Origin of the sequence: Lelliottia sp. CFBP8978, from assembly GCF_034046055.2 — a bacterium.
Classification (GTDB): Bacteria; Pseudomonadota; Gammaproteobacteria; order Enterobacterales; family Enterobacteriaceae; genus Enterobacter.
In genome coordinates this window covers 963898-985534 of sequence record NZ_CM188253.1, presented here as the reverse complement: position 1 = coordinate 985534, position 21637 = coordinate 963898, and the positions used below count along the sequence as shown (strand labels likewise).

The following is a 21637-nucleotide window of genomic DNA, read 5'->3' as shown; positions in this document are numbered from 1 at the left end:
GAATCAATTTACGTTAAGTCACGAAAATGTGATGCGATACAGAAATCGGCAATTCAGGAGAAATCCTTAGGGAAAATTACCACGATTCTGATATTGACAAATGCTATGACCTGTCAAACTCACATTGTATGACTGGCACAAGGCCAGAGTGAGATATCGGGAGGTCTATATGGCAGACTTTACATTGGCAAAGCCGATTTTTGGCGGCAAACAACCCAAAACCTCCACGCCGGGTAACATTGCTTATGCCCTGTTTGTGCTGTTCTGTTTTTGGGCGGGGTCGCAACTCCTGAACGTACTGGTCCACGCGCCAGGCGTTTATGAACACCTGATGCAGGTTCAGGATAGCGGTCGACCGCGTGTCGATATCGGCCTGGGCGTCAGCACCGTCTTCGGAGTGATTCCGTTCCTGGTGGGTTGCGTTATTCTCGGTGCAATTGCACTTGTCCTGCGCTGGCGCCGCTACCACTAAGCGTTAGTTTAGCGCCATGCAGCGTGCCCGACGATCGTCAACGCGTTTAGCGAACCACGCCGTCGTCAGATTACGTGTGATCTTCGGGCTTTCGAGCTGAATACCCGGCAAAATCTCTCTCGGTAACGGTTTTCCGCTTTTCTGTTCCGCAATCTTATAGACCTGCTGATAAAGCGTCGTTTTCTCGAACGCCAGGCTGTCCCCTTTTTCCAGCTGCTGACGAATTTCACTGTTACTCATATCGAGCTTAATCGCCAGCTGACGTACCGCGAGCTCGGTCGTTCCGGCCTCGCTGCTTCCGTATGCAATCAGATCGCCATCCAATGCCAGCCGGGTACCGGTGGCACGACTCACCGCATTCTGGAACGCAGCGTTTCGGCTGGCATACCAGCCCGCATTGAAATCGGCAAAGCGATACAGCGGTTCGCTGTAGTTCACCGGATAGTTCAGCAGATGCCAGGTGCCAAACCACAATCCGCCGCGCAGGGAGAACACTTCCTGACGCACGGTTCCGTCGATTTTCCACGGATAGCCTTTCGCGTGTTTCTCGGCAAAATCAATGCTGACCTGCATCGGCCCGCCGGTATGCACCGGGTTAAGCGAGCCAAACAGGGTCTGCCCCATCGGAACCATATTGATGAAATCATCGAAAATGGCACTCAGCTGTTTCTCGGTTTTTACCGTATCCAGCCGTTCGCTGTAGCTTTTGCCGTTTGGCGAGGTGATTTTAAGCGCGGTATGCACCAGGAATACCGGGATGTGCATTTTCTCGGCCCGTCGGTCGATCTCTTTCCAGGCAATTTTATTGAGCCCGGGAACGGCCGGATCGGACTGATACATCGACTCTTGCTGCGCAACCGCCAGCACCGAGCAGATATTCTCCTCGGTGGGCGCTATTTTCTGACTGTCGAAGGTTTTGGCCAGCACAATTGCCCAGTCATCCCGGTCTTTCACGCTGGCCGGGATTTTTTGGCGCACCACGCTTGCCACATCGACAGGCTTCTCGCCTTTTTTCAGTGGAGCCGGGCTTTGATCGGCGCATCCGGCAAGCACTAAGGCACTGAGCAGCGATAAAGGTAACGCGCGCGATACGGCAAATGGCATAGCAACTCCCTGTATTAGCTTAAGGTATTTGTCACTTCCTGAAGATTCTGATCGTCAAGCTCACGTTCAAAGCTGCGTAAACGTTTATAGATGGACATCAGCTCAACAAGCGTAGTCCACGACGCGATCAGATACTGGAACGAACCGCGAACCTGACCGAAAACGTTGGTGATTTGCGTCATCAGTCCCAGCGTAATCGTACCGGCGACAATCGACGGAAACAGCAGGAACAAACCGAAAACGTTATCCACCTGCAAATATAAAATACGGGCGATGTTGAAATACATGTAGTGGAAATAGAGACGGAAATAGTTACGGCGTACCGCACCAAACAGCTCACGAACGGTTGGCGGCGAGGCGCGGTTAGCGTCGTCTTCACCGTAGACCAACTCCTTACGATAGGCGGCTTCTACGCGCTGGTTTTTGAATTCCAGGCCCGGCAGTTTGATCCCGACGACGGCCAACAGACCGGTACCCACCAGCGACCAGACAAGCGCGGCAATCACCAGACCATAAGGCAGATGACCGACAATCGGCAGTTCAGGAACGTGCGCCGAGAGCGTGACCAGAACCGGAAGAAACGCGATAAGTGTCATGATGGCGTTGATAAAACTGACGCCCATATCTTCCAGCGTGGAGGCAAAACGCATCGTATCTTCCTGCACACGCTGTGCCGCACCTTCGATATGACGCAGCTGCTGCCAGTGCGCCATATAGTGTTCGTTCATTGCCGTGCGCCAGCGGAATACGTAGTGGCTGACAAAAAAGTTATTCATGACGCCGATAATGACCGCAATCAGCGCGATACCGAGGAACACGCCCACTTCATGATAGAACTGACCGATCGTGACTTTGTGCGGTGAGCTGAGCGCAGTCTGAATCAGATCATAAAACGGCGCATACCATGCGTTGACGGCCACCCCCACTTCCACCAGGAACCAGGTGACAAAAACGATCAGCGAGGTGCCCAGAATCGACCAGTACTGCCAGCGATGTGGAGAATAAGTGAACCAAAAAAGGGCAAACGCGCCCACGCACAAACCGTAGTAGGCATAAAATAGCAAATAGCTCATCGACCAAAAACGCGCGGCGCTAATCGGTACATCTCCCGTTGCGCCGGTCAGACGCTCAAGCCATGCGCCGCCACCGGCCTGCCAAAAAATGACGGCGACCAGTGCCCAAATAAACGCCGAGATAAAAAAGGGTCCCGGCTTTGGAAAAAATGACTTAAACATGCTGCTTCCTTCTTGTTGTTATGGCGTTGCTGTGCTCAACAAATTACCACACGAAAATACCTTCCCGAGCCGCCTGGTGGCTCGGCAGGAAAAATAGACCTAAGGTTTGTGGGTTAGTTCGCTTTCCAGTCTGTAAGAATTGTTTCGGTGGGTTTCACAACGGGCGGATTATCAGGTGCGGTAAAGGTTCGCCAGACATCATTATAGTGATTGATCAGTACCTGCGCCTGTGCCGCCGGACGATTTGCCGTCGTGTGCGCATCCTCAGCAACGGTGATGTGATAACCCCGGCTGACGCCATTTTTCAGGGTGGAATCGACGCAATAATCGGTTGCACATCCGCAGATAACAAACTGCTCAATCCCCTGCTCGCTCAGTAAGTCGCTCAGCGTCGTCTTGTAGAAGGCGTCGCAGGCGGTCTTGGTCACGTAAAACGCCCCCGCAGGCTGGTCGAGTTCAGGCAACAGACGATAGCCGTCGCTCCCCTCTTCCAGTCCACCGGCTTCTGTATGCTGAATAAAAATGACCGTATCGGCGGCGTGCGTGAGTTGATTGATACGTGAAACGCATTGTTCACGTTGAAAACGGGGCGTGGCAAATACCCCCAGCTGCATATCGACAACCATGACTACGCGCTTAACAGACATCTTCTTCTCCGGAATTGAGCGACACAGTCCTCTATCATAAGCCTGATGTCACAAAATGGGAGACAGAGTGCAACGAAATTGTTCTTATTTACCCGCGGTTACGTTTTTCCCGCTATCGTTATGCCATTCACCCCATTGCACCGCGGCGTTAAGTAGTATAAATACGCATTAATTCCTTTATTCACATCATGGATGCTTTTCGTTGAAACGTTGTCTGCTTTATTTCGCCGCGCTGTGTGCGGTGAGCATATCCACTGCTCAGGCTGCCCAGCCACTGACTGCTCCCGTTTTTGCCTCCGATATTGCGGATCGCTACGCCAATCTTATTTATTACGGCAGCGGCGCAACCGGTATGGCTCTGGTGGTGATTGACGGCAACCAGCGCGTATTCCGCAGTTTTGGCGAAACGCGCCCGGGTAGTAACGTCCACCCACAGCTGGACTCGGTTATTCGCATTGCGTCCTTAACAAAACTGATGACCAGTGAAATGCTGGTGAAGCTGCTCGATCAGGGCGTGGTCAAACTGAACGATCCGTTAAGCAAATATGCGCCGCCAGGGTCGCACGTCCCGACGTATCAGGGTGCGCCGATTACGCTGGTGAATTTGGCGACCCATACCAGCGCCCTGCCGCGCGAACAGCCGGGTGGCGCTGCCCACCGGCCTGTTTTCGTCTGGCCGACGCGTGAACAGCGCTGGACCTACCTGAACAATGCCACGCTTAAAGCCGCGCCTGGCGCACAGGCGGCCTATTCCAACCTGGCATTTGATCTGTTAGCCGACGCGCTGGCCAACGCAGCAGGGAAACCCTATACCCAGCTGTTTGAAGAAAAAATCACGCGTCCGCTGGGGATGAAGGACACCACCTTTACGCCGTCACCGGATCAGTGCAAGCGCCTGATGGTGGCAGAGAAAGGGGCCAGCCCGTGCAACAACACGCTTGCGGCGATTGGTAGCGGAGGCGTGTACTCGACCCCTGGCGATATGATGCGCTGGATGCAACAGTTCCTGTCTTCTGATTTCTACGCACGTAGCAATCAGGCCGATCGGATGCAGACGCTCATTTATAAACGCAATCAGCTCCATCGGGTTATCGGTATGGACGTGCCCGGTAAAGCGGATGCGCTTGGCCTGGGTTGGGTCTATATGGCGCCAAAAGACGGGCGTCCGGGGATTATTCAGAAAACGGGCGGCGGCGGCGGATTTATTACCTATATGGCGATGATCCCACAGTCTAATGTTGGTGCATTCGTGGTCGTGACTCGCTCCCCGAATACCCGATTCATTAATATGAGTGATGGGATCAATAATTTGGTTACCGAACTGAGCGGGAATAAAGCTCAGGTCGTCCCCGCCTCCTGAACACCTTAATACTCCGAGGGCAAACGGTTGATACTGACCAGTTTGCCCCGGTTCATATTAATATAATTCCCCTGGCGCAGCGCAGCGAGAACCTCCGCGACCACTGACCGGGAAATACGCGTGCTTTTCTGGATATGATTCATAACGCCAATTTTTGAGCGCAGCGTTTCATCCCATTCAGCCATCTCCAGCAACATGGCGCGGATTTGACTATAGGAATTATTACCGACCAACTGCATATCCCGCTTGACCATGATCTTATTTATCCATGACAGCCAGCAGAAAGCATCCCGCCAAAGATACGATTGCTGAATAAGATGGTAACTTGTCGCGGTGGGCAGATAAAAACCGGTGCAGGGCGTTTGTGATATCAAGGTATATTTCTGACGACTTTCAATCATGCCAGCCGCCAGGCCAAAGATGAAAGGCGTGGTGACGATGCCGATGAGTAATTCATCAGATTGACGATGAACCTCGGCTATACCCGTTTGCAAAACAATGGTGTAGTGCTCCTGATTAATACTATTACTAAAAAACGCGTGCTGCTGAGCGACTTTAAAGGGTGTACTTTCGGCTTTCAGACATTGTTCTAGCCGCTTAAATTCAGAAATTGGTTTCGCATCAGGATTCATGCAGACCTCAAGTCATCCATACTTATCGGTTCTGTTTATCTATTGTCACTATCAATAAAAAAACGGGGAGAACATTCCCCCCGTTTCCGGCATTACCAGGAGTATTTCACGCCCAGATTTGCTCCCCAGTTTTGGTCAACATCACCGCCACCAAGATAGTTTGCACCCGTATAAGTGCTGAAGTTTTTCGTGAAGCTAAACTGCGTACCCAAACCGACACGAACGGCAGACCCTTTCACACCATTGTCGATGTTGTCGCCGTTAATATCCGCATCGTTACCCGCATCGTCGTAGACGTACGCCAGTTTGAAGTACGGAGTCAGCGCTTGCTCACCGCCATAGTTGAAGGTGTAACCCGCATCCAGACCCGCTTCATAACGCATGCTGTCGTAAGACTGGCTGCCGACCTGCATGTCATTACTCAACTGATAATCGTCACCCGACTGGAACAGACCAGATACCGCCGCATACGGAGTCACATAACCCGAGGTGTTTGGCTTCCAGTCGTAACCCAGTTTCAGACCAAAGCCCCAGGCGTCGGTCGTCGTGTTACCGTCGACGTACTGGCCGTTGCTCATGGTGGCGGAGAGATCGTTATTGAAGCGAGAATAGTTCAGAGAGCTGTCGATAAAGATATCATTCGCGAAATGAGCGGATGAGTAGATCATCGCCGTCTGGCTATCCTGATCAACCTGACCGGAATGATCGCTCATATCGCCTTTTGCAAAGCCCGCCGCACCACCGACGATCCATTTGGCGTTATTGCCATCAATCTGAGTATCCAGACCGACCATAATGCCATTCACGTCTTGATCGTAACTGATGCTGCCGTTATCGCCGTCGAAGTTGCCACCGAAGTAGCTCACCCAGGCGCCGCCGTTATCAGTCAGGCCGTGACGGCTGTTAGACAGTCGAGCGCCCACTGCGTCTTGTTGCAGGTTCCAGATGTTGGTGTTCGCAGAAGGAATGCTCAACGCCATATTGGCATAGTCAGTCAGCTCTTCCTGATGCAGAACAACGGTGTCTCCCTGCTGTTGCGCCTGATAGGTATAGGCGCCCAAATCAGCTTTGTTTGCCGCGGTGAAGCTGGCCTGAGTGTCCGCATTGTTGTCATAAACACGAATGATTTCGTTGTTTTTGTAATCAGCAACCGAGCCTGCGCCCGTCGCATCGTCAATACGAACTTTGTAGTTGCCCGCAACGTCACCGTTTACAGACAGATGGCCATCAGAGTTGAGCGCGACGACGCCGTAGTCGTAATCCGTGCTGCTCTTGTCATTGGTGATATAACGCGCATTGTTCAAATCTGAATTCAGCACGTAATCACGACTCGCGACATTCAGCACGCCGCCATCCGTCAGCACCATATTGTGCGTATCCACCTGACCCAGCCCCAGAGCCAGTTCAGCACCGTTATCCACGGTAATGGTGTTCGCGTACAGCGCTGCGGTTTCTTCGGTCAGCGTCGCCTGGCTATAGCTGTCCAGATAGAGGCTGTCCGTGGCGACCTGGCCGCTGTCACCGATGTTCAGCGATGAGCCATTCGTCAGGGTGATGCTGTCAGCCAGAAGGCCGGAGTTTTCCACATTGACCTGCGACTGGTTGTTCACCGCCAGCTTATCAATGTTAGAGACTTTACGCGTGTCCCACTCTGAGCCGCTATCCAGCGTCACGTTGAACAGCCCGCTCTGATAAACCTCTTCGCCAGAAACATGGCCGTTATCATCATAGGTAGAGTCCGGCCAGATGCTGTTAGGAGACAACGTGCTCCAGTCAACGTCTGTGTAGCCCATACCGTACATTTGCGCGGTGCCGATAGTCTCCACGCTGGACTGCGCGGCCCCTACCCACTTACTGCCGTTGGTTAAGGTGACATCGAGCTTATCGGTGCCGTCCCAGCCGTTGGTCGTCGGGTTATAGACGCCATCGTCCGTGGTATCGGTCGCCGGATCGCCGTTTTCGTAGAAGTTATTATCAAAGGTACTGGAGAAGAGAATATCCCCGGTGATCGTTGAGTGGTCAAACGTCGCGGTGGTCTGCATAGCGTTATCCGAGTCGCCGGAAGCAACAATTAACGCTGCGTCATCTGCCGCAGTGGCGTTGGTTTCGCCGTAATCACTCGGTTTCGCACTTTGACCATAGAAGCCGCTAGTGCCCAGGTCGCTATAAGCGCCGGACGTCAGGACAGAATCTTTCACCACCAGCGTATCTGTAAAGACGTTACTGCTATTGGCCACGCCCTCGACGCCATCATAAGGCGTATTATCCAGATCCTGATAACCCTGCGTCAGAGTAATACCGGCAATATGCGAGTTATTCTGGATAAGAATATCGGATTCAACGTCGAGCGTTATTGCGTTACCCAACGCATAGGTATCGACATAATGGGTATCCGTATTATCGCCATCCGTTACATCATAAGCATAATGCTCATAAGTATCGTTGATCGTTGAATTATCGACAGTGAGACTAAAACGATCGTTTTGCGTGTGCGCAGTACCGTCCGTATTCGTACCATCCGCACAGGCCGATGTCATACATTTAGAGGTGACCATTCCGTTGATAGTACTATTAGAAATGCTCAGCGAATTCGCATGACCACTGATATCATCATCCAGATAGTAAGTCGAAATAACGCCATTAGTCGTGGAGTTATTGATTACCGGATAAATATCACCGTCATGAGTGGCATCCGAGGCATTCCAGCCCACGTAGCCATAATACCAGGGTTCGGAGGCCGTATTATCGTAACCGAAAGTATTGTAAGTCGTGCCGGAAATATCTTTAGCATTAGCCTGAGAAGCAATAGCCAATGTACAGGCTAATGCAATTTGAGATACCGCGAGTTTCTTTTTCCATGTTTGCATTGAGTCATCCCTCCTCAGGGACGTAAGCAAGTTTGTCCGTCAGAACGCAAGTGCAACAAAAAATATTGCGAAGCGAATTATGCATTCTCATTTCGAAAAGGTTCAATGAATGATTCGATTAAGTCCGTATACAGACAAATAGGAAAAAGAGTGGTGAAAAAAGAATAGATTTACAAAGTAAAGATATTATAAATACAGTGAATTACGGGAGGGAAACACTTTCATTTTTCATTATTTTTTTGAAAAACACATACATTCAAAATATATTACCATAGGCAAATAGCATTAACACAAATAAATTATCCCTTTCCATCGCCTTAGCGATAAAGCATCACCCGATCTAATTTTGCCATTGGACAGGATTATTCAATCGCAAAACAACCATTTTCGTAAAACAGCTCCCTGACGTTTCAGGTACACTAGTCCCCATTGTTCTACAGACATCAGGCATATCATGACCGATTTAATTGCTCGTCCCCGTCGCCTGCGCAAGTCCCCCGCGCTGCGCGCTATGTTTGAAGAGACAACACTGACCTTAAACGATCTGGTGTTGCCGATTTTTGTTGAAGAAGAGATTGATGACTACAAAGCCATTGATGCCATGCCGGGCGTTATGCGCATTCCGGAAAAACATCTGGCGCGTGAAATCGAGCGCATTGCGAATGCGGGTATCCGTTCGGTCATGACCTTCGGGATCTCCCATCATACCGATGCCACCGGCAGCGATGCGTTGAAAGAGAACGGTCTGGTTGCGCGCATGTCCCGCATCTGCAAAGAGACCGTGCCGGAAATGATCGTCATGTCCGACACCTGTTTCTGCGAATACACCTCACACGGACACTGCGGCGTACTGTGTGACCACGGCGTGGATAACGACGCCACTCTGCTGAACCTGGGGAAACAGGCGGTGATCGCTGCCGCGGCTGGCGCTGATTTTATCGCCCCTTCTGCGGCAATGGATGGTCAGGTGCAGGCGATTCGCCAGGCGCTGGACGCGGCCGGTTTTACCGATACCGCCATCATGTCCTACTCCACCAAATTCGCTTCGTCCTTCTACGGTCCTTTCCGTGAAGCCGCGGGTACCGCGCTGAAAGGCGATCGCAAAACTTATCAGATGAACCCGCTCAATCGTCGTGAAGCGATCCGCGAATCCCTTCTGGATGAAGCCCAGGGTGCAGATTGCCTGATGGTGAAACCGGCAGGCGCCTATCTGGATATCCTGCGCGACATCCGCGAGCGTACCGAGCTGCCGCTGGGGGCCTATCAGGTCAGCGGAGAATACGCGATGATCAAATTCGCTGCGCAAGCGGGCGCAATTGATGAAGAAAAAGTGATCCTCGAAAGCCTGGGGGCGATCAAACGCGCCGGCGCGGATCTGATCTTCAGCTACTTCGCACTGGATCTGGCCGAGAAAAAAATCCTGCGTTAATGCTCTCAGCCCGGTGGAATCCCCTCCGCCGGGCTGCGATAACCTTCCCGGACTGTCCTGTACACAACATCTCCTGTTTTATCAGGCCGCACGGAAGTAAGGCTTGTCCCCAAGTATCGTCGCACGCTGCATAATCCGTCGCTGAGGCAGATAATCCGCGTTGGCGTAGTGCTGCGTGACACGGTTATCCCAGATCGCCAGATCGTTTTGCTGCCACCGCCAGCGCACCTGGAATTCGGGTTTGGTGATGTGCGCAAACAGAAATCCTAACAGCGCATCGCTCTCTTTCTCGTTCAAATCAACGATTCGGGTGGTAAAACCTTCGTTCACAAACAGCGCCTGTTTGCCCGTGACCGGATGTGTGCGCACCACCGGATGCAGCAGCGGCGGGTGTTTAGCCACGGCTTCCTGCCAGCGCTGATGCTCCTCCTCGGTTTTACGATATTTGTATTCCTGGAACGATTTTTTGAAGTCGTGCTCGGCGCGCAACCCGCTTAACAGCTGCTGCAACGGTGCCGACAGCGCTTCAAAAGCCGCAATCCCACTGGCCCAAAGCGTATCACCGCCGGTTTCCGGCAGCAGTTTTGCAGCCAGAATCGCCCCGGCGGGCGGCGTCTCGATAAATGTCACATCGGTATGCCAGTTATCATTGTCCGGCGGATTATCGTTATGGGTATCCAGCACAATAATTTCTTCCACCCCTTCCGCATGGGGATAGACCGGATGGATGTGCAGATCGCCAAATCGCAGCGCCAGCGCCCGCTGCTGCTGCGGCGTCACCGCCTGCTCACGCAGAAACACCACCTGATGGCGCAAGACCGCGTGGTACAACTGTTCAAACTGGTTATCACTCAGCGGACGCGTCACGTCGAGGCCCGAAATTTGCGCGCCAATGTACGGCCCCAGTGGGGTAATGATCAGACGTTCACTCATTGTATCTCTCCATGCCAGGGCGTCAGGCGGCGCTGTAACGCGCGCAGCCCCAGTTCTAAACTAAAGGCAATCACGGCGATCACCGCGATCCCTGCCAGCACCACATCTGTCGCCAGAAATTCGCCTGCCGACTGCACCATAAATCCAAGGCCACGCGTCGCGGCAATCAGTTCAGCCGCCACCAGCGTTGACCAGCCCACGCCCAGTCCAATGCGCAACCCGGTTAAAATCTCGGGCAATGCGCCCGGTAAAATCACAAACCACAGCACCTGAGCGCGACGGGCTCCCAGCGACTGCGCCGCGCGGATCCGCACCTGCTGCGCGCTCTTTACCCCCGCCAGAGCCGACATCGCTACCGGGGCAAAAATCGCCAGATAGATCAGCAAAATCTTCGACGTCTCGCCAATGCCGAACCAGATCACCATCAGCGGCAGATAGGCCAGCGGCGGAACCGGACGGTAAAGCTCAATCAGCGGGTCGAGGATGCCGCGTACCGTCGGGCTTAATCCCATCGCAATCCCGACCGGAATACCGATAAGCACGGCAGCCAGCAACGCCACCAGAATGCGCCCCAGGCTCGCCGCCAGATGTTGCCATAAGGTCGCATCCATAAACCCCTGCGGACCGGCGATAGTGATTAATTTCGCCAGCACCTGTCCCGGCGGCGGCAGGAACAGTGGGCTGACCCACTGCTGCGCCGCCACGGCCCACCAGATAGCCAGCAGTACCAGCAGCGTGCCCACACTCAGGGTGATTTGTCGCGAAAACGGCCAGCGGAAGCTCAGGCGTTTTCCGCTGCGTTTCTCGCTAAAGACGATGCTCATGAGAATGCCTCCCGCTGCTCGAACACGCGACTCAACACATATTCGCGCTGGGCGATAAATTGCGGATCGGACTTGATGCTGCGCACCGGCTCGCCTGCCACATAGCGACGGGCAAAGTCCAGCGGCAGACGCTCCAGCACGCGGCCCGGTCCCGGTGACAACAGCACCAGTTCGGTCGCCATAAACACCGCTTCTTCGATGTCATGGGTAATCAGCAACACCTGCTTGCCCGTCTCGTGCCACAGGCGCAGCAGCAGGGTTTGCATCTGTTCGCGCGTGAAGGCATCCAGCGCCCCAAACGGCTCATCCAGTAGCAACAGCTGCGGGTTAGCCGCCAGCGCACGGGCAATTCCCACGCGCTGACGCTGACCGCCCGAAAGCTGCCAGATAAAACGCTTTTCTGCGCCTTCCAGCCCGACCTTTTTCAGCATCTGGCGCGCGGTTTCGAGGCGTTGCGCGCGTTCAATCCCCGCCAGCTGCAGGCCAAAGGCCACGTTTTCCTGCACATTGCGCCAGGGCAGTAACCCTTCGCTCTGGAAGACCACGCCACGCTCGGCGCCCGGCCCTTCCACGCGCTGACCTTCCAGTTGAATAGAGCCGTGCTGATACGGAACAAACCCGGCGATCAAATTGAGCAACGTAGTTTTACCGCAGCCGGATGGCCCCAGCACCACCAGCAGCTCACCGCTATCCAGCGTCAGATTGATATCATCCAGCGCGGCTTTTCCGCCGTAACTGGCGGACAGGTTTGTAATTTGTAGCATCACGGCCTCCGGTTATTTCACAAAGCGATCGGTGACGAACTGGCTGTAGTCCGCCGCTACCGCAGGCACTTTGCCCTGCTCTTTCAGGAACCCGGCTGTATCCACAATCGCTTTATTCACCGGCCCGGAAAGCTGCTGTATCTGTTGCGCAGGCGTCAGATAGGTGTTGCCTTTCACCAGTCCTGGGACGTCAGATTCCGGGACGCCGCTCAGGCGCGACAGTTTTTGCAGATTGGCAGGCTGTTTTAACCATTCATCCGGGTTTTCGATATAAGGCTGCTGAGCGTCGATAGCGCTTTTCGCGAACGCTTTCACCACGTCAGGATGCTTGTCGGCGAAATCTTTGCGCACCACCCAGACATCCAGCGTCGGCGCGCCCCACTGCCCCACTTTTTCGGAGTCGGTCAGCACGGTCCCGTCTTTTTCCAGCTCGTTGACCGCCGGCGCCCAGACATAAGCGCCGTCAATATCCCCGCGCTGCCACGCCGCGATAATCGCCGGGGGCTGCAGGTTCAGAATTTGTACCTGACCCGGCTTGATACCCCAGTGTTTCAGCGCTGCCAGCAGGCTGTAGTGGGTGGTCGAGATAAACGGTACTGCAATGCGCTTACCGATCAGATCTTCGGGTTTGGTGATGTTTTTCTTCACCACCAGCGCCTCGGAGTTTCCGAGCTGCGAGGCGAGAAGGAACACTTCAATCGGCACCTGCTGGCTGGCCGCCACGGCTAACGGGCTTGAGCCAAGGTTGCCGATCTGCACATCGCCAGAGGCTAAGGCCCGCACGATGCTCGCGCCGCTGTCGAACTTGCGCCAGTCAACGTTTGCCCCACTTTCTTTTGCAAAGGTGTTATCCGCCTGCGCGACTTTCGCCGGTTCAGCAGAAGTTTGATACGCGACGGTCACGTCTACCGCCTGCGCCTGAAATGCCCACAGCGCCAGAGCGCCGAGTAGTGTGATTCGCGATGAAATTGCCATAGTGCCTGCTCCCCTCTCTTGTTATGGGTGCAGTATTTCCGGCGCGGGAATTTTGATAAAGGAATAAAAAAGAATCTGTAATGCCGAAAGGTTTTTAGAAAAAAAGTGGCAAAGCATAGTGAATTTCGTGCGGAGAGGGTCACGTCTGGCTTGCCCGTTCGACGTCTTTATTGCAATTTTGTTACATTCATTCCATATCCGTACGCACACGATTGCCAGCCCGATGGCGACAGGCATCATAGAGCCAGTATTCAGCAAAGGTGGATGAAATGATCAAAGTGGTGCTGGTAGATGACCATGTGGTGGTACGGTCCGGTTTCGCGCAGCTGTTAAATCTGGAAGACGACCTGGTGGTCGAAGGCCAGTACAGCAGCGCCGCCGAGGCCTGGCCCGCCTTAACGCACCGCGATATTGACGTTGCCGTGCTGGATGTCGCCATGCCTGATGAAAACGGCCTCAGCCTGCTCAAGCGGCTTCGCCAGCAGCGCCCGACGTTTCGCGCCATCATTTTGAGCATCTATGACACGCCCGCTTTCGTGCAAAGCGCGCTCGACGCCGGGGCCAGCGGGTATCTCACCAAGCGCTGCGGCCCGGAAGAGCTGGTGCAGGCGGTGCGCTCCGTCGGTATGGGCGGTCATTATCTGTGCGCCGATGCGGTAAAAGCCCTGCGCGGCGGCCAGCCGGTGTCGAAAGTGCTTGATGTCCTTACCCCGCGCGAACGCGAGGTATTCGACCTGCTGGTTAAAGGCGAAAGCGTCAAAGCCATCGCTTTCACCCTCGAACTGAGCCATAAGACGGTCCACGTTCATCGCGCGAATGTGTTGGGCAAACTGCAGTGCAGCAGCACCATTGAGCTGGTGCATTTCGCTCTCGATAATCAGCTGCTGACGGGCCACTGATGCGGCGCTCCCTGCGGCACATTATTCTGTCGTTGTTTATTATGCTGGCCTGGGGAACCGGCTGGCTGATGCTGTGGACGCTCAGTTTTTATCTCACTCACAACGGCCAGCAGGCGGTGCTGTTTCTGCCGCAGGGTGTTTATCTGGCATTGCTGATCCTGCTGGCGCGTCGCTTCTGGCCCGCCGTGGTAATGCCGACGCTCGCCGCCATTCTCTGGCTGCACAGTGAGCAATTACTGACAAGCTATCTGATGCTGGCCGCGCCGCCCGTTGGGCTGGTGTCCGCTTACACCGTGCAGCGCTACTGGCACCGTTTTCCCTTGTACTGGCAGCGGCTGTCGCTGCTGATTGCGGCGGTGAGCGTCAATGCCGTTCTGCAAACCCTGATCCTCGCGCCATTTTTGCAAAGCCCCGCCACACTGCTCGGTCTGGCCTCCTTTACCGGCGGCGTGCTGCTGACCCCCTTTGTCTATCTGATATTCGAATTCCTGCGCCAGCAGCACCGCTACCATCTTCTCGGGCTGGACACCACCAACCCACCGCTGCGCACCTCTTTAATTATCTGGTGCAGCCTGTTTTTCATTATCGGGATCGGCACGCAAATGGTGCTCTCCCCGGCCCTCGAACGCCTGCTGCTGATTGTGGTGTTTCTGCCAAACGTGGTGATGGCGTGGAAATTCGGCTGGCAGGGCGGCGTGCTCTCCGGGCTGCTGGGCAGCATGATGATCACCATTGCCCGTCAGGTGGGCGTCGGGTTTAGCGATTTACTGGAACTGGAAATTTTCCTCGCCACCCAGTCGCTGCTCGGCATTGGGCTGGGGATTGCCATCAGCCGTCAGCAGCAGTTGGCGCTGAATCTTGACCACTATCGCCGCAGGCTTGAGGCGGAGCTACAGGCGCGGCGAGAGCTCACCGAAAAGCTGATCCACACCGAAGAAGATACCCGCAAGCATCTGGCCCGCGAGCTGCACGACGAAATCGGTCAGAACATCACGGCGATTCAGATCCAGTCTCAGCTGGTGAAACGCGCGGGAGATACGCCGCTGGCGATCGAAGCCGCCGGACAGATTAACGAGCTGGCCAGGCGCATTCATCACTCGACCCGTCAGCTGTTGCGCCAGCTGCGCCCGCCGGTGCTGGATGAGCTGTCGCTCAAGGAAGCGCTGCATCATCTGGTGAACGAATTCGCCTTTGCCGAGCGAGGGATTACCTGTCGTTTTGACTGGCGCTTAGACGCGCCGCCGCAAAACGAAACCCTGATTTTTACCCTCTATCGCCTGGTGCAGGAGCTGCTCAATAACGTCAGCAAACACGCGGATGCCAGTGAAGTGACGATTGTGCTGCGCCAGCACGATAACCGTCTCTTACTGGAGGTGACGGACAACGGCGGCGGTATCCAGCCCGACACGTCCGCCGGTTTTGGCATTCAGGGCATGCGCGAACGGGTTCACGCGCTGGGCGGTGAATTCACCCTGGCATCGCAGGGCGGCACACGCGTAATTGTTAACCTGCCCACAATTTTGCAACAAACACCGCGTTAACCAGGAAAAAGTCTTAGCCACTCCAGACTTTCTCTCATCCCTTTTGCCTTGCACTTTCCTACAGTCAGCTCAACCGGAGAACGCCATGCACGCACTGTCTGCTGAACAGATTACTCAACGTTATCGGGCGCTACGCCCACGCTTACTGTTGTGCATGGCCGTCGGGTACGCCGCTTTTTATCTGACACGTAAAAGCGTCAACTACGTGTTACCCGCGCTGCAAATGGACCTGGGGCTGAGCAAAAGCGATATCGGGCTTATCGGTTCGCTGTTTTATCTGAGCTACGGGTTATCAAAATTTGCCGCCGGATTGTGGCACGACAGTCACGGACAGCGGGCGTTTATGGGTATCGGTCTGCTGGCGACCGGTGTGCTAAACGTCCTGTTCACCTTCAGCGACTCCTTCGGGCTGCTGCTGTTCATCTGGACGCTGAACGGATTCTTTCAGGGATGGGGCTGGCCGCCCTGTGCCCGATTGCTCACCCACTGGTATTCGCGCAACGAGCGTGGCTTCTGGTGGGGATGCTGGAATACCTCCATCAATATCGGTGGGGCGATTATTCCTCTGATTTGTGCCTTTGCCGCCCATCTTTGGGGGTGGCAGGCCGCGATGCTGACACCGGGGATTATCAGCATTGTGCTCGGCTTGTGGCTGACCACACAGCTGCGGGGGACACCGCAGGAAGAGGGTCTGCCCACGGTCGGGGAGTGGCGCAACGATCCGCTGGAGTTGCGCCAGGAGCAGCAAAGCCCGCCGATGGGGCTGTGGCAGATGTTACGCACTACGATGCTGCAAAACCCGATGATTTGGCTGCTGGGGGCGTCGTATGTGCTGGTCTATCTGATCCGCATCGCGCTGAACGACTGGGGCAACATCTGGCTGTCGGAAAGCCACGGCGTCAATCTGCTCAGTGCCAACGCAACGGTGATGCTGTTTGAAGTGGGCGGTCTTCTCGGCGCGTTATTCGCCGGATGGGGATCGGATTTGCTGTTCAGCGGGCAACGCGCGCCAATGATTTTGCTGTTCACTCTGGGGCTGATGGTTGCTGTCGCCGCCCTGTGGCTGGCGCCGGTTCATCATTACGCCCTGCTGGCGATGTGTTTTTTTACGGTCGGTTTTTTTGTCTTTGGGCCGCAAATGCTGATTGGTCTTGCCGCCGTCGAATGCGGACATAAGCAGGCGGCAGGCTCAATTACCGGTTTTCTCGGCGTCTTTGCCTATCTGGGCGCTTCACTTGCCGGATGGCCACTGTCGCTGGTTATCGAACGATACGGTTGGTCGGGGATGTTCAGTTTGCTCTCCATCGCCGCCGTACTGATGGGTTTATTACTGATGCCGCTGCTGATGTCGGGCATCACCGCTTCTCGCAGTCACATAACGTCTTAAAAGGGCTGAATAATGAAAACAACGCTTCTCTCTACCCTCATTGCTTCCGGGATCGCACTCGCTACCTTAACCGGTGCCGCACAGGCCAAAGGCCGTCTGGTGGTCTATTGCAGCGCCACTAACGAAATGTGCGAAGCCGAAACCAAAGCGTTCGGCGATAAGTACGATGTCAAAATCTCGTTTATTCGCAACGGCTCCGGCAGCACGCTGGCAAAAGTCGATGCCGAGAAGAAAAACCCGCAGGCGGATGTCTGGTACGGCGGCACGCTGGATCCGCAATCGCAGGCCGGAGAGATGGGTCTGCTGCAGCCGTATAAATCGAAAAATCTGGAGCAGATCATGGAGAAATTCCGCGATCCGGCCAAAGTGAAAGGCAACCTCTCTTCCGCGGTTTACGTCGGTATTCTCGGTTTTGGCGTCAACACCCAGCGCCTGAAGGAGAAAAACCTGCCCGTGCCGAAATGCTGGAAAGATCTGACCAAACCGGAATACAAAGGCGAGATCCAGATTGCCGATCCACAGAGTTCTGGCACGGCCTATACCGCGCTCGCCACCTTCGTACAGCTGTGGGGCGAAGATCAGGCATTCGACTACCTGAAACAGCTCAACGGCAACGTCTCCCAGTACACCAAATCCGGTATCGCCCCGGCGCGTAACGCCGCGCGCGGTGAAACGGCCATTGGGATCGGTTTCCTGCACGACTATTCGCTGGAAAAAGAACAGGGCGCACCGCTGGAGTTGATTTCACCGTGCGAAGGCACCGGGTATGAGATCGGCGGCGTCAGCATCCTGAAAGGCGCGCGAAACGAAGAGAACGCGAAGCTGTTCGTGGACTGGGTACTCTCCAAAGAGGCGCAGGAGCTGGCGTGGAAGAAAGGCAAATCTTACCAGATCCTGACCAATACAACCGCCGAGACTTCGCCGAACTCGCTGAAGCTCGACGATCTGAAACTCATTAGCTATGACATGGATAAATACGGCTCAACGGATGTGCGTAAGGCGCTGATCAACAAATGGGTCAGCGACGTGAAGATGGGTAAATAAGCCCACGATAAGTGGTTCTCGCCCGGCGGTTTTTCACTGCCGGGCCTCCAACACCCGGAAAATTTATGTCACACACATTAGCTCTTCATCCCACCCAAAAACGGGATGCGGTATTCCTGTGGGTTTTGCTTAGCTGGCTGGCTTTTGCGCTGCTGCCGAGCTGGAGCCTGGATTACGGCCTGCTGGAGTCAACGCGCGACGAAATTATCGACGCCTACAGCTGGTCCCATTTCAATATCAGCTGGCTGTGGTATCTGCTGCCAGGCCTGCTGCTGGTGCGGCCGTTTAACGAAGCGAAGCGCGAGCAGCGCAGCCGCCACTATCTTGATGCTGGCTGGGCGCTGCTGTGCATGGCCTTTGTGGTGATCAGTGCCACCATTGAAGGACGCGGCCTGGGTTATGCCACCATCGTGCTGTTTATCGCCCTTGGCGCCATCATGACTCTGGCGCTAACGCGTCTGGAATGGCTGGGCGGTGACCGCTTTGTGATTGGCTCGCTGATCGCTATCGTCGCGCTGATCGGCATCTTCATTGTCTGGCCGAGCATCGCCATTTTCATTCCGATGTTCACCAACGATGCAGGAGAATTCGCCCCGCTGGCCTTTATGAATGTGCTGTCGCAGGCGCATATCGTCCAGGTCATTATCAACTCGATCCTGCTGTCGATTGCCGTCGGGATTGGCTGTACTTTCTTCGGCCTGGTGCTGGCGATTTACACCACCCGAATCGCCAGACGCAGCGCCATTATTGGCCGCATCTTCTCGATCCTGCCGATCGTCACTCCACCGTTTGTGGTCGGTTTAGGCGTAACGCTGATGATGGGCCGCTCGGGCTATGTCACCGAGCTGATGGTCGACTGGTTCGGCCTGACCAACACCAACTGGCTGTACGGATTTACCGGCATCTGGCTGGCGCAAGTGCTGGCGTTCACCCCGATGGCCTTTATGATCCTCGACGGGGCAATCAAAACGATTCATCCGTCGCTGGAAGAGGCCTCCTATACCCTGCGCGCCAGCCGCTGGCAGACCTTTAACGGCGTTTTCGTGCCACTGCTTAAACCGGCGCTGGCTAACGCCTTCCTGATCGTGATCGTGCAGTCGCTGGCCGACTTCAGTAACCCGCTGGTGTTGGGCGGCAACTTCGACGTGCTGGCGACGCAAATCTACTTCTATATCACCGGTTCGCAGCTCGATTATCAGGCCGCCAGTACGCTCGGTGCCTTCCTGCTGGTCTTCTCGCTGCTGGTGTTCTGCATCCAGTACATGTGGATCGGCAAACGGTCGTACGTCACCGTTTCAGGCAAATCATACCGCGGTGATGTGCAGCCGCTGCCCGTGACGCTGGTGTGGAGCGTGATCGCCCTGCTGGCGGTGTGGATAGCCTTTAATGCCCTGCTCTACGGCAGCATTTTCTACGGCAGCTTTACGGTCAACTGGGGCGTGGATTACACCCTGACGCTGGATAACTTTATCAAGCTGTTCGGCCAGGGGATGAACGACGGCGCATGGCCTTCTCTGCTCGATACTCTGCTGTATGCCGGGATCGCCGCACCGATCACCGCCGGGTTTGGTCTGTTAATCGCCTGGGTGGTGGTCCGCCAGCAATTTAAAGGCAAAAAGACCATCGAATTCACTACCATGCTGTGCTTTGCCGTACCGGGCACGGTGGCGGGCGTGTCGTATATCCTGGCCTTTAACAGCGCCCCGGTTTACCTGACGGGAACCGCGGCGATTGTGATTATTTCGATGGTGATGCGTAACGTGCCGGTCGGCATTCGCGCCGGGATTGCGGGCCTGGGGCAGATCGACAAATCACTGGACGAGGCGTCGCTCAGCCTGCGCGCCGGATCGCTGCGCACCATCACGCACATTCTGCTGCCGCTGCTGCGCCCGGCTATCCTGTCGGCGCTGATTTACAGCTTCGTGCGCGCCATTACCACTGTGAGTGCCATTGTGTTCCTCGTCACGCCGGATACCCGCGTGGCAACGGCCTATATTCTGAACCGCGTGGAAGACGGCGAATACGGCGTGGCGATCGCCTACGGCTCGATCCTGATTGTGGTCATGCTGGCGATCATTTTCCTCTTTGACTGGCTGATCGGTGAGGCGCGTACCTCCCGTTCAAAAGCCAAAAACCAGGCGTAACCCTATGACTCAGAAACATTTCGTTGAACTGCGCAATGTCACCAAGCGCTTCGGGAATAATACCGTTATTGAGAACATCAACCTGGCGATCCCGCAGGGGCAAATGGTCACACTTCTCGGCCCGTCCGGGTGCGGCAAGACCACCGTGCTGCGTCTGGTCGCCGGACTGGAAAAGCCCACCGAAGGGCAAATTCTGATCGACGGCGAGGATGTGACGCATCGTTCCATCCAGCAGCGCGATATTTGTATGGTGTTCCAGTCTTACGCCCTGTTCCCGCACATGTCGCTGGGCGAGAACGTCGGCTACGGCCTGAAAATGCTCGGCGTGTCGCGCGCGGAAACCAAAGCGCGGGTAAAAGAGGCGCTGGCGATGGTCGATCTGGAAGGGTTTGAAGATCGCTATGTCGATCAGATCTCCGGCGGCCAGCAGCAGCGCGTGGCGCTGGCGCGCGCGCTGATCCTCAAGCCAAAAGTGCTGCTGTTTGATGAACCGCTGAGTAACCTCGATGCCAACCTGCGCCGCAGTATGCGCGACAAAATTCGCGAGCTGCAAAAGCAGTTCAACATTACCTCGCTGTACGTCACGCACGATCAGAGCGAGGCGTTTGCGGTGTCCGACACCGTGCTGGTGATGAACAAAGGCAACATTATGCAGATTGGTTCGCCGCAGGATCTCTATCGCCAGCCCGCGTCGCGTTTTATGGCGAGCTTTATGGGCGACGCCAACCTGTTCCCCGCCCGTTTCAGCGACGATTTCGTCGAGATCCACGGCTATCGCCTGCCGCGCCCGATGCACTTTGCGCGTGAAGGTTCAGGCTCCGTGGGCGTCCGTCCGGAAGCCATTACCCTGAGTGAGCGCGGCGACGAAAGCCAGCGCTGTACCATCCGCCATGTCGCCTACATGGGGCCGCAGTATGAGGTCATCGTTGACTGGCACGGGCAGGAGATTTTGTTGCAGGTGAATGCGACGCGCCTGCAGCCGAATGAGGGCGATAACTACTATCTGGAGATCCATCCGTATGGGATGTTTGTGTTAGCGGATGCGGCGTAGGCTGTACTCCCCCTTCCAGTGGGTTGAGGGAACTTCACAAAAAAATAGCGGCACGGTCGGCCCCCTCTCCATTCAGGGGGAGGGCTGCGGTGAGGGGAAGCATGCGACTGAAGTAGTCGTTCCGTTCACCTTCCTTTCCTTGTTTCTCTGTGAACCCCGTCACCCGTGAACGTGTAAGGGGGCTATCGCCGCCCCCTTTACACTCCCGGCTCTCGGCAAAGGCAGGTCTTTTATTGTTCTGTAACAACCCCATTGCTTTAAAAAAACGATAATGACTGTGAATGACTTTTCCCGTGTGAAAGGGCTGCGCTGGATCAGAACAGATGAAG

At 55.1% G+C, this 21637-nt stretch carries 18 protein-coding genes; 9 read left to right on the top strand and 9 right to left on the bottom strand.

All coding sequences use genetic code 11. The features are described from left to right. The first annotated feature begins 169 nt into the window (after positions 1-169). Positions 170-472 (top strand): DUF2755 family protein, encoded by a 303-nt coding sequence (locus tag SOM82_RS04550; protein ID WP_154127583.1) that lies wholly within the window; start codon positions 170-172, stop codon positions 470-472. Positions 473-475: 3 nt separating this feature from the next. On the opposite strand, the gene SOM82_RS04545 is transcribed toward SOM82_RS04550, so the two are convergent. The 3 genes from SOM82_RS04545 to SOM82_RS04535 form a co-directional block, all read right to left on the bottom strand. Beyond that, complete coding sequence (locus SOM82_RS04545; protein ID WP_320460221.1) at positions 476-1576, bottom strand: DUF1615 domain-containing protein; 1101 nt, start codon at positions 1574-1576, stop codon at positions 476-478. 14 nt (positions 1577-1590) lie between these two features. Further along, positions 1591-2811 carry a peptide antibiotic transporter SbmA gene (gene sbmA, locus SOM82_RS04540; protein ID WP_320460222.1) on the bottom strand — a complete coding sequence of 407 codons (1221 nt, stop codon included), beginning with the start codon at positions 2809-2811 and terminating at the stop codon, positions 1591-1593. 113 nt (positions 2812-2924) lie between these two features. After that, positions 2925-3458, bottom strand: coding sequence for an isochorismatase family protein (locus SOM82_RS04535; protein WP_320460223.1), 534 nt, complete (start codon positions 3456-3458; stop codon positions 2925-2927). A gap of 202 nt (positions 3459-3660) precedes the next feature. On the opposite strand from SOM82_RS04535, the gene ampH reads away from it, so the two are divergent. After that, entirely contained in the window at positions 3661-4818 is a 1158-nt protein-coding gene (gene ampH, locus SOM82_RS04530; RefSeq protein WP_154127579.1) for a D-alanyl-D-alanine-carboxypeptidase/endopeptidase AmpH, read from the top strand. 5 nt (positions 4819-4823) lie between these two features. Here the strand turns inward: ampH and SOM82_RS04525 are convergent, their stop codons facing one another. Next, positions 4824-5450, bottom strand: a complete 627-nt coding sequence (locus tag SOM82_RS04525; protein ID WP_154127578.1) for a helix-turn-helix domain-containing protein — start codon at positions 5448-5450, stop codon at positions 4824-4826. A gap of 92 nt (positions 5451-5542) precedes the next feature. After that, the gene (locus tag SOM82_RS04520) at positions 5543-8317 is read right to left on the bottom strand and encodes an autotransporter YaiT-related protein (RefSeq protein ID WP_320460224.1); all 2775 of its coding nucleotides are present in this window, start codon (positions 8315-8317) and stop codon (positions 5543-5545) included. 454 nt (positions 8318-8771) lie between these two features. Here SOM82_RS04520 and hemB point away from each other — a divergent pair, with 454 nt between their 5' ends. Further along, positions 8772-9746 carry a porphobilinogen synthase gene (hemB, locus tag SOM82_RS04515; RefSeq protein ID WP_154127576.1) on the top strand — a complete coding sequence of 325 codons (975 nt, stop codon included), beginning with the start codon at positions 8772-8774 and terminating at the stop codon, positions 9744-9746. Between the two features lie 81 nt (positions 9747-9827). Here hemB and tauD read toward each other — a convergent pair whose 3' ends face one another. From tauD to tauA, 4 genes are read right to left on the bottom strand one after another with little or no spacing between them, the layout of a single operon-like run. Next, entirely contained in the window at positions 9828-10679 is an 852-nt protein-coding gene (gene tauD, locus SOM82_RS04510; RefSeq protein ID WP_320460225.1) for a taurine dioxygenase, read from the bottom strand. After that, positions 10676-11503 (bottom strand): taurine ABC transporter permease TauC, encoded by an 828-nt coding sequence (tauC, locus tag SOM82_RS04505; protein WP_154127574.1) that lies wholly within the window; start codon positions 11501-11503, stop codon positions 10676-10678. Before tauC ends, tauD begins: the two co-directional genes overlap by 4 nt. Further along, a complete protein-coding gene (tauB, locus tag SOM82_RS04500) occupies positions 11500-12267 on the bottom strand; it encodes a taurine ABC transporter ATP-binding subunit (RefSeq protein ID WP_154127573.1) in 768 nt (255 codons plus the stop codon). Before tauB ends, tauC begins: the two co-directional genes overlap by 4 nt. Positions 12268-12279: 12 nt before the next feature. Then, positions 12280-13242 carry a taurine ABC transporter substrate-binding protein gene (tauA, locus tag SOM82_RS04495; protein ID WP_154127572.1) on the bottom strand — a complete coding sequence of 321 codons (963 nt, stop codon included), beginning with the start codon at positions 13240-13242 and terminating at the stop codon, positions 12280-12282. A gap of 269 nt (positions 13243-13511) precedes the next feature. Here tauA and SOM82_RS04490 point away from each other — a divergent pair, with 269 nt between their 5' ends. The 6 genes from SOM82_RS04490 to fbpC all read left to right on the top strand — a co-directional run bounded on the left by SOM82_RS04490 (position 13512) and on the right by fbpC (position 21308). Continuing rightward, the gene (locus tag SOM82_RS04490; protein WP_154127571.1) at positions 13512-14141 is read left to right on the top strand and encodes a response regulator; all 630 of its coding nucleotides are present in this window, start codon (positions 13512-13514) and stop codon (positions 14139-14141) included. Next, on the top strand, positions 14141-15682 hold the full coding sequence (locus SOM82_RS04485) for an MASE1 domain-containing sensor histidine kinase (RefSeq protein WP_320460226.1): 1542 nt from the start codon (positions 14141-14143) through the stop codon (positions 15680-15682). Before SOM82_RS04490 ends, SOM82_RS04485 begins: the two co-directional genes overlap by 1 nt. Before the next feature lie 85 nt (positions 15683-15767). Further along, positions 15768-17069: an MFS transporter family glucose-6-phosphate receptor UhpC gene (gene uhpC, locus SOM82_RS04480; protein WP_501083553.1), complete on the top strand. Its 1302-nt coding sequence runs from the start codon at positions 15768-15770 to the stop codon at positions 17067-17069. Between the two features lie 12 nt (positions 17070-17081). Beyond that, a complete protein-coding gene (locus SOM82_RS04475; RefSeq protein ID WP_320460228.1) occupies positions 17082-18113 on the top strand; it encodes an ABC transporter substrate-binding protein in 1032 nt (343 codons plus the stop codon). 65 nt (positions 18114-18178) lie between these two features. Next, positions 18179-20257 (top strand): ABC transporter permease, encoded by a 2079-nt coding sequence (locus SOM82_RS04470; RefSeq protein WP_320460229.1) that lies wholly within the window; start codon positions 18179-18181, stop codon positions 20255-20257. 4 nt (positions 20258-20261) lie between these two features. Then, entirely contained in the window at positions 20262-21308 is a 1047-nt protein-coding gene (gene fbpC, locus SOM82_RS04465) for a ferric ABC transporter ATP-binding protein (RefSeq protein ID WP_154127567.1), read from the top strand. Positions 21309-21637 lie beyond the last annotated feature (329 nt).

What these genes read in the sequence shown, in the direction of transcription:
- SOM82_RS04550 (WP_154127583.1), top strand. Translation starts at nt 170, where the DNA reads ATGGCAGACTTTACATTGGCAAAGCCGATTTTTGGCGGCAAACAACCC.
- SOM82_RS04545 (WP_320460221.1), bottom strand. Translation starts at nt 1,576, where the DNA reads ATGCCATTTGCCGTATCGCGCGCGTTACCTTTATCGCTGCTCAGTGCC.
- sbmA (WP_320460222.1), bottom strand. Translation starts at nt 2,811, where the DNA reads ATGTTTAAGTCATTTTTTCCAAAGCCGGGACCCTTTTTTATCTCGGCG.
- SOM82_RS04535 (WP_320460223.1), bottom strand. Translation starts at nt 3,458, where the DNA reads ATGTCTGTTAAGCGCGTAGTCATGGTTGTCGATATGCAGCTGGGGGTA.
- SOM82_RS04525 (WP_154127578.1), bottom strand. Translation starts at nt 5,450, where the DNA reads ATGAATCCTGATGCGAAACCAATTTCTGAATTTAAGCGGCTAGAACAA.
- SOM82_RS04520 (WP_320460224.1), bottom strand. Translation starts at nt 8,317, where the DNA reads ATGCAAACATGGAAAAAGAAACTCGCGGTATCTCAAATTGCATTAGCC.
- hemB (WP_154127576.1), top strand. Translation starts at nt 8,772, where the DNA reads ATGACCGATTTAATTGCTCGTCCCCGTCGCCTGCGCAAGTCCCCCGCG.
- tauD (WP_320460225.1), bottom strand. Translation starts at nt 10,679, where the DNA reads ATGAGTGAACGTCTGATCATTACCCCACTGGGGCCGTACATTGGCGCG.
- tauC (WP_154127574.1), bottom strand. Translation starts at nt 11,503, where the DNA reads ATGAGCATCGTCTTTAGCGAGAAACGCAGCGGAAAACGCCTGAGCTTC.
- tauB (WP_154127573.1), bottom strand. Translation starts at nt 12,267, where the DNA reads ATGCTACAAATTACAAACCTGTCCGCCAGTTACGGCGGAAAAGCCGCG.
- tauA (WP_154127572.1), bottom strand. Translation starts at nt 13,242, where the DNA reads ATGGCAATTTCATCGCGAATCACACTACTCGGCGCTCTGGCGCTGTGG.
- SOM82_RS04490 (WP_154127571.1), top strand. Translation starts at nt 13,512, where the DNA reads ATGATCAAAGTGGTGCTGGTAGATGACCATGTGGTGGTACGGTCCGGT.
- SOM82_RS04485 (WP_320460226.1), top strand. Translation starts at nt 14,141, where the DNA reads ATGCGGCGCTCCCTGCGGCACATTATTCTGTCGTTGTTTATTATGCTG.
- uhpC (WP_501083553.1), top strand. Translation starts at nt 15,768, where the DNA reads ATGCACGCACTGTCTGCTGAACAGATTACTCAACGTTATCGGGCGCTA.
- SOM82_RS04475 (WP_320460228.1), top strand. Translation starts at nt 17,082, where the DNA reads ATGAAAACAACGCTTCTCTCTACCCTCATTGCTTCCGGGATCGCACTC.
- SOM82_RS04470 (WP_320460229.1), top strand. Translation starts at nt 18,179, where the DNA reads ATGTCACACACATTAGCTCTTCATCCCACCCAAAAACGGGATGCGGTA.
- fbpC (WP_154127567.1), top strand. Translation starts at nt 20,262, where the DNA reads ATGACTCAGAAACATTTCGTTGAACTGCGCAATGTCACCAAGCGCTTC.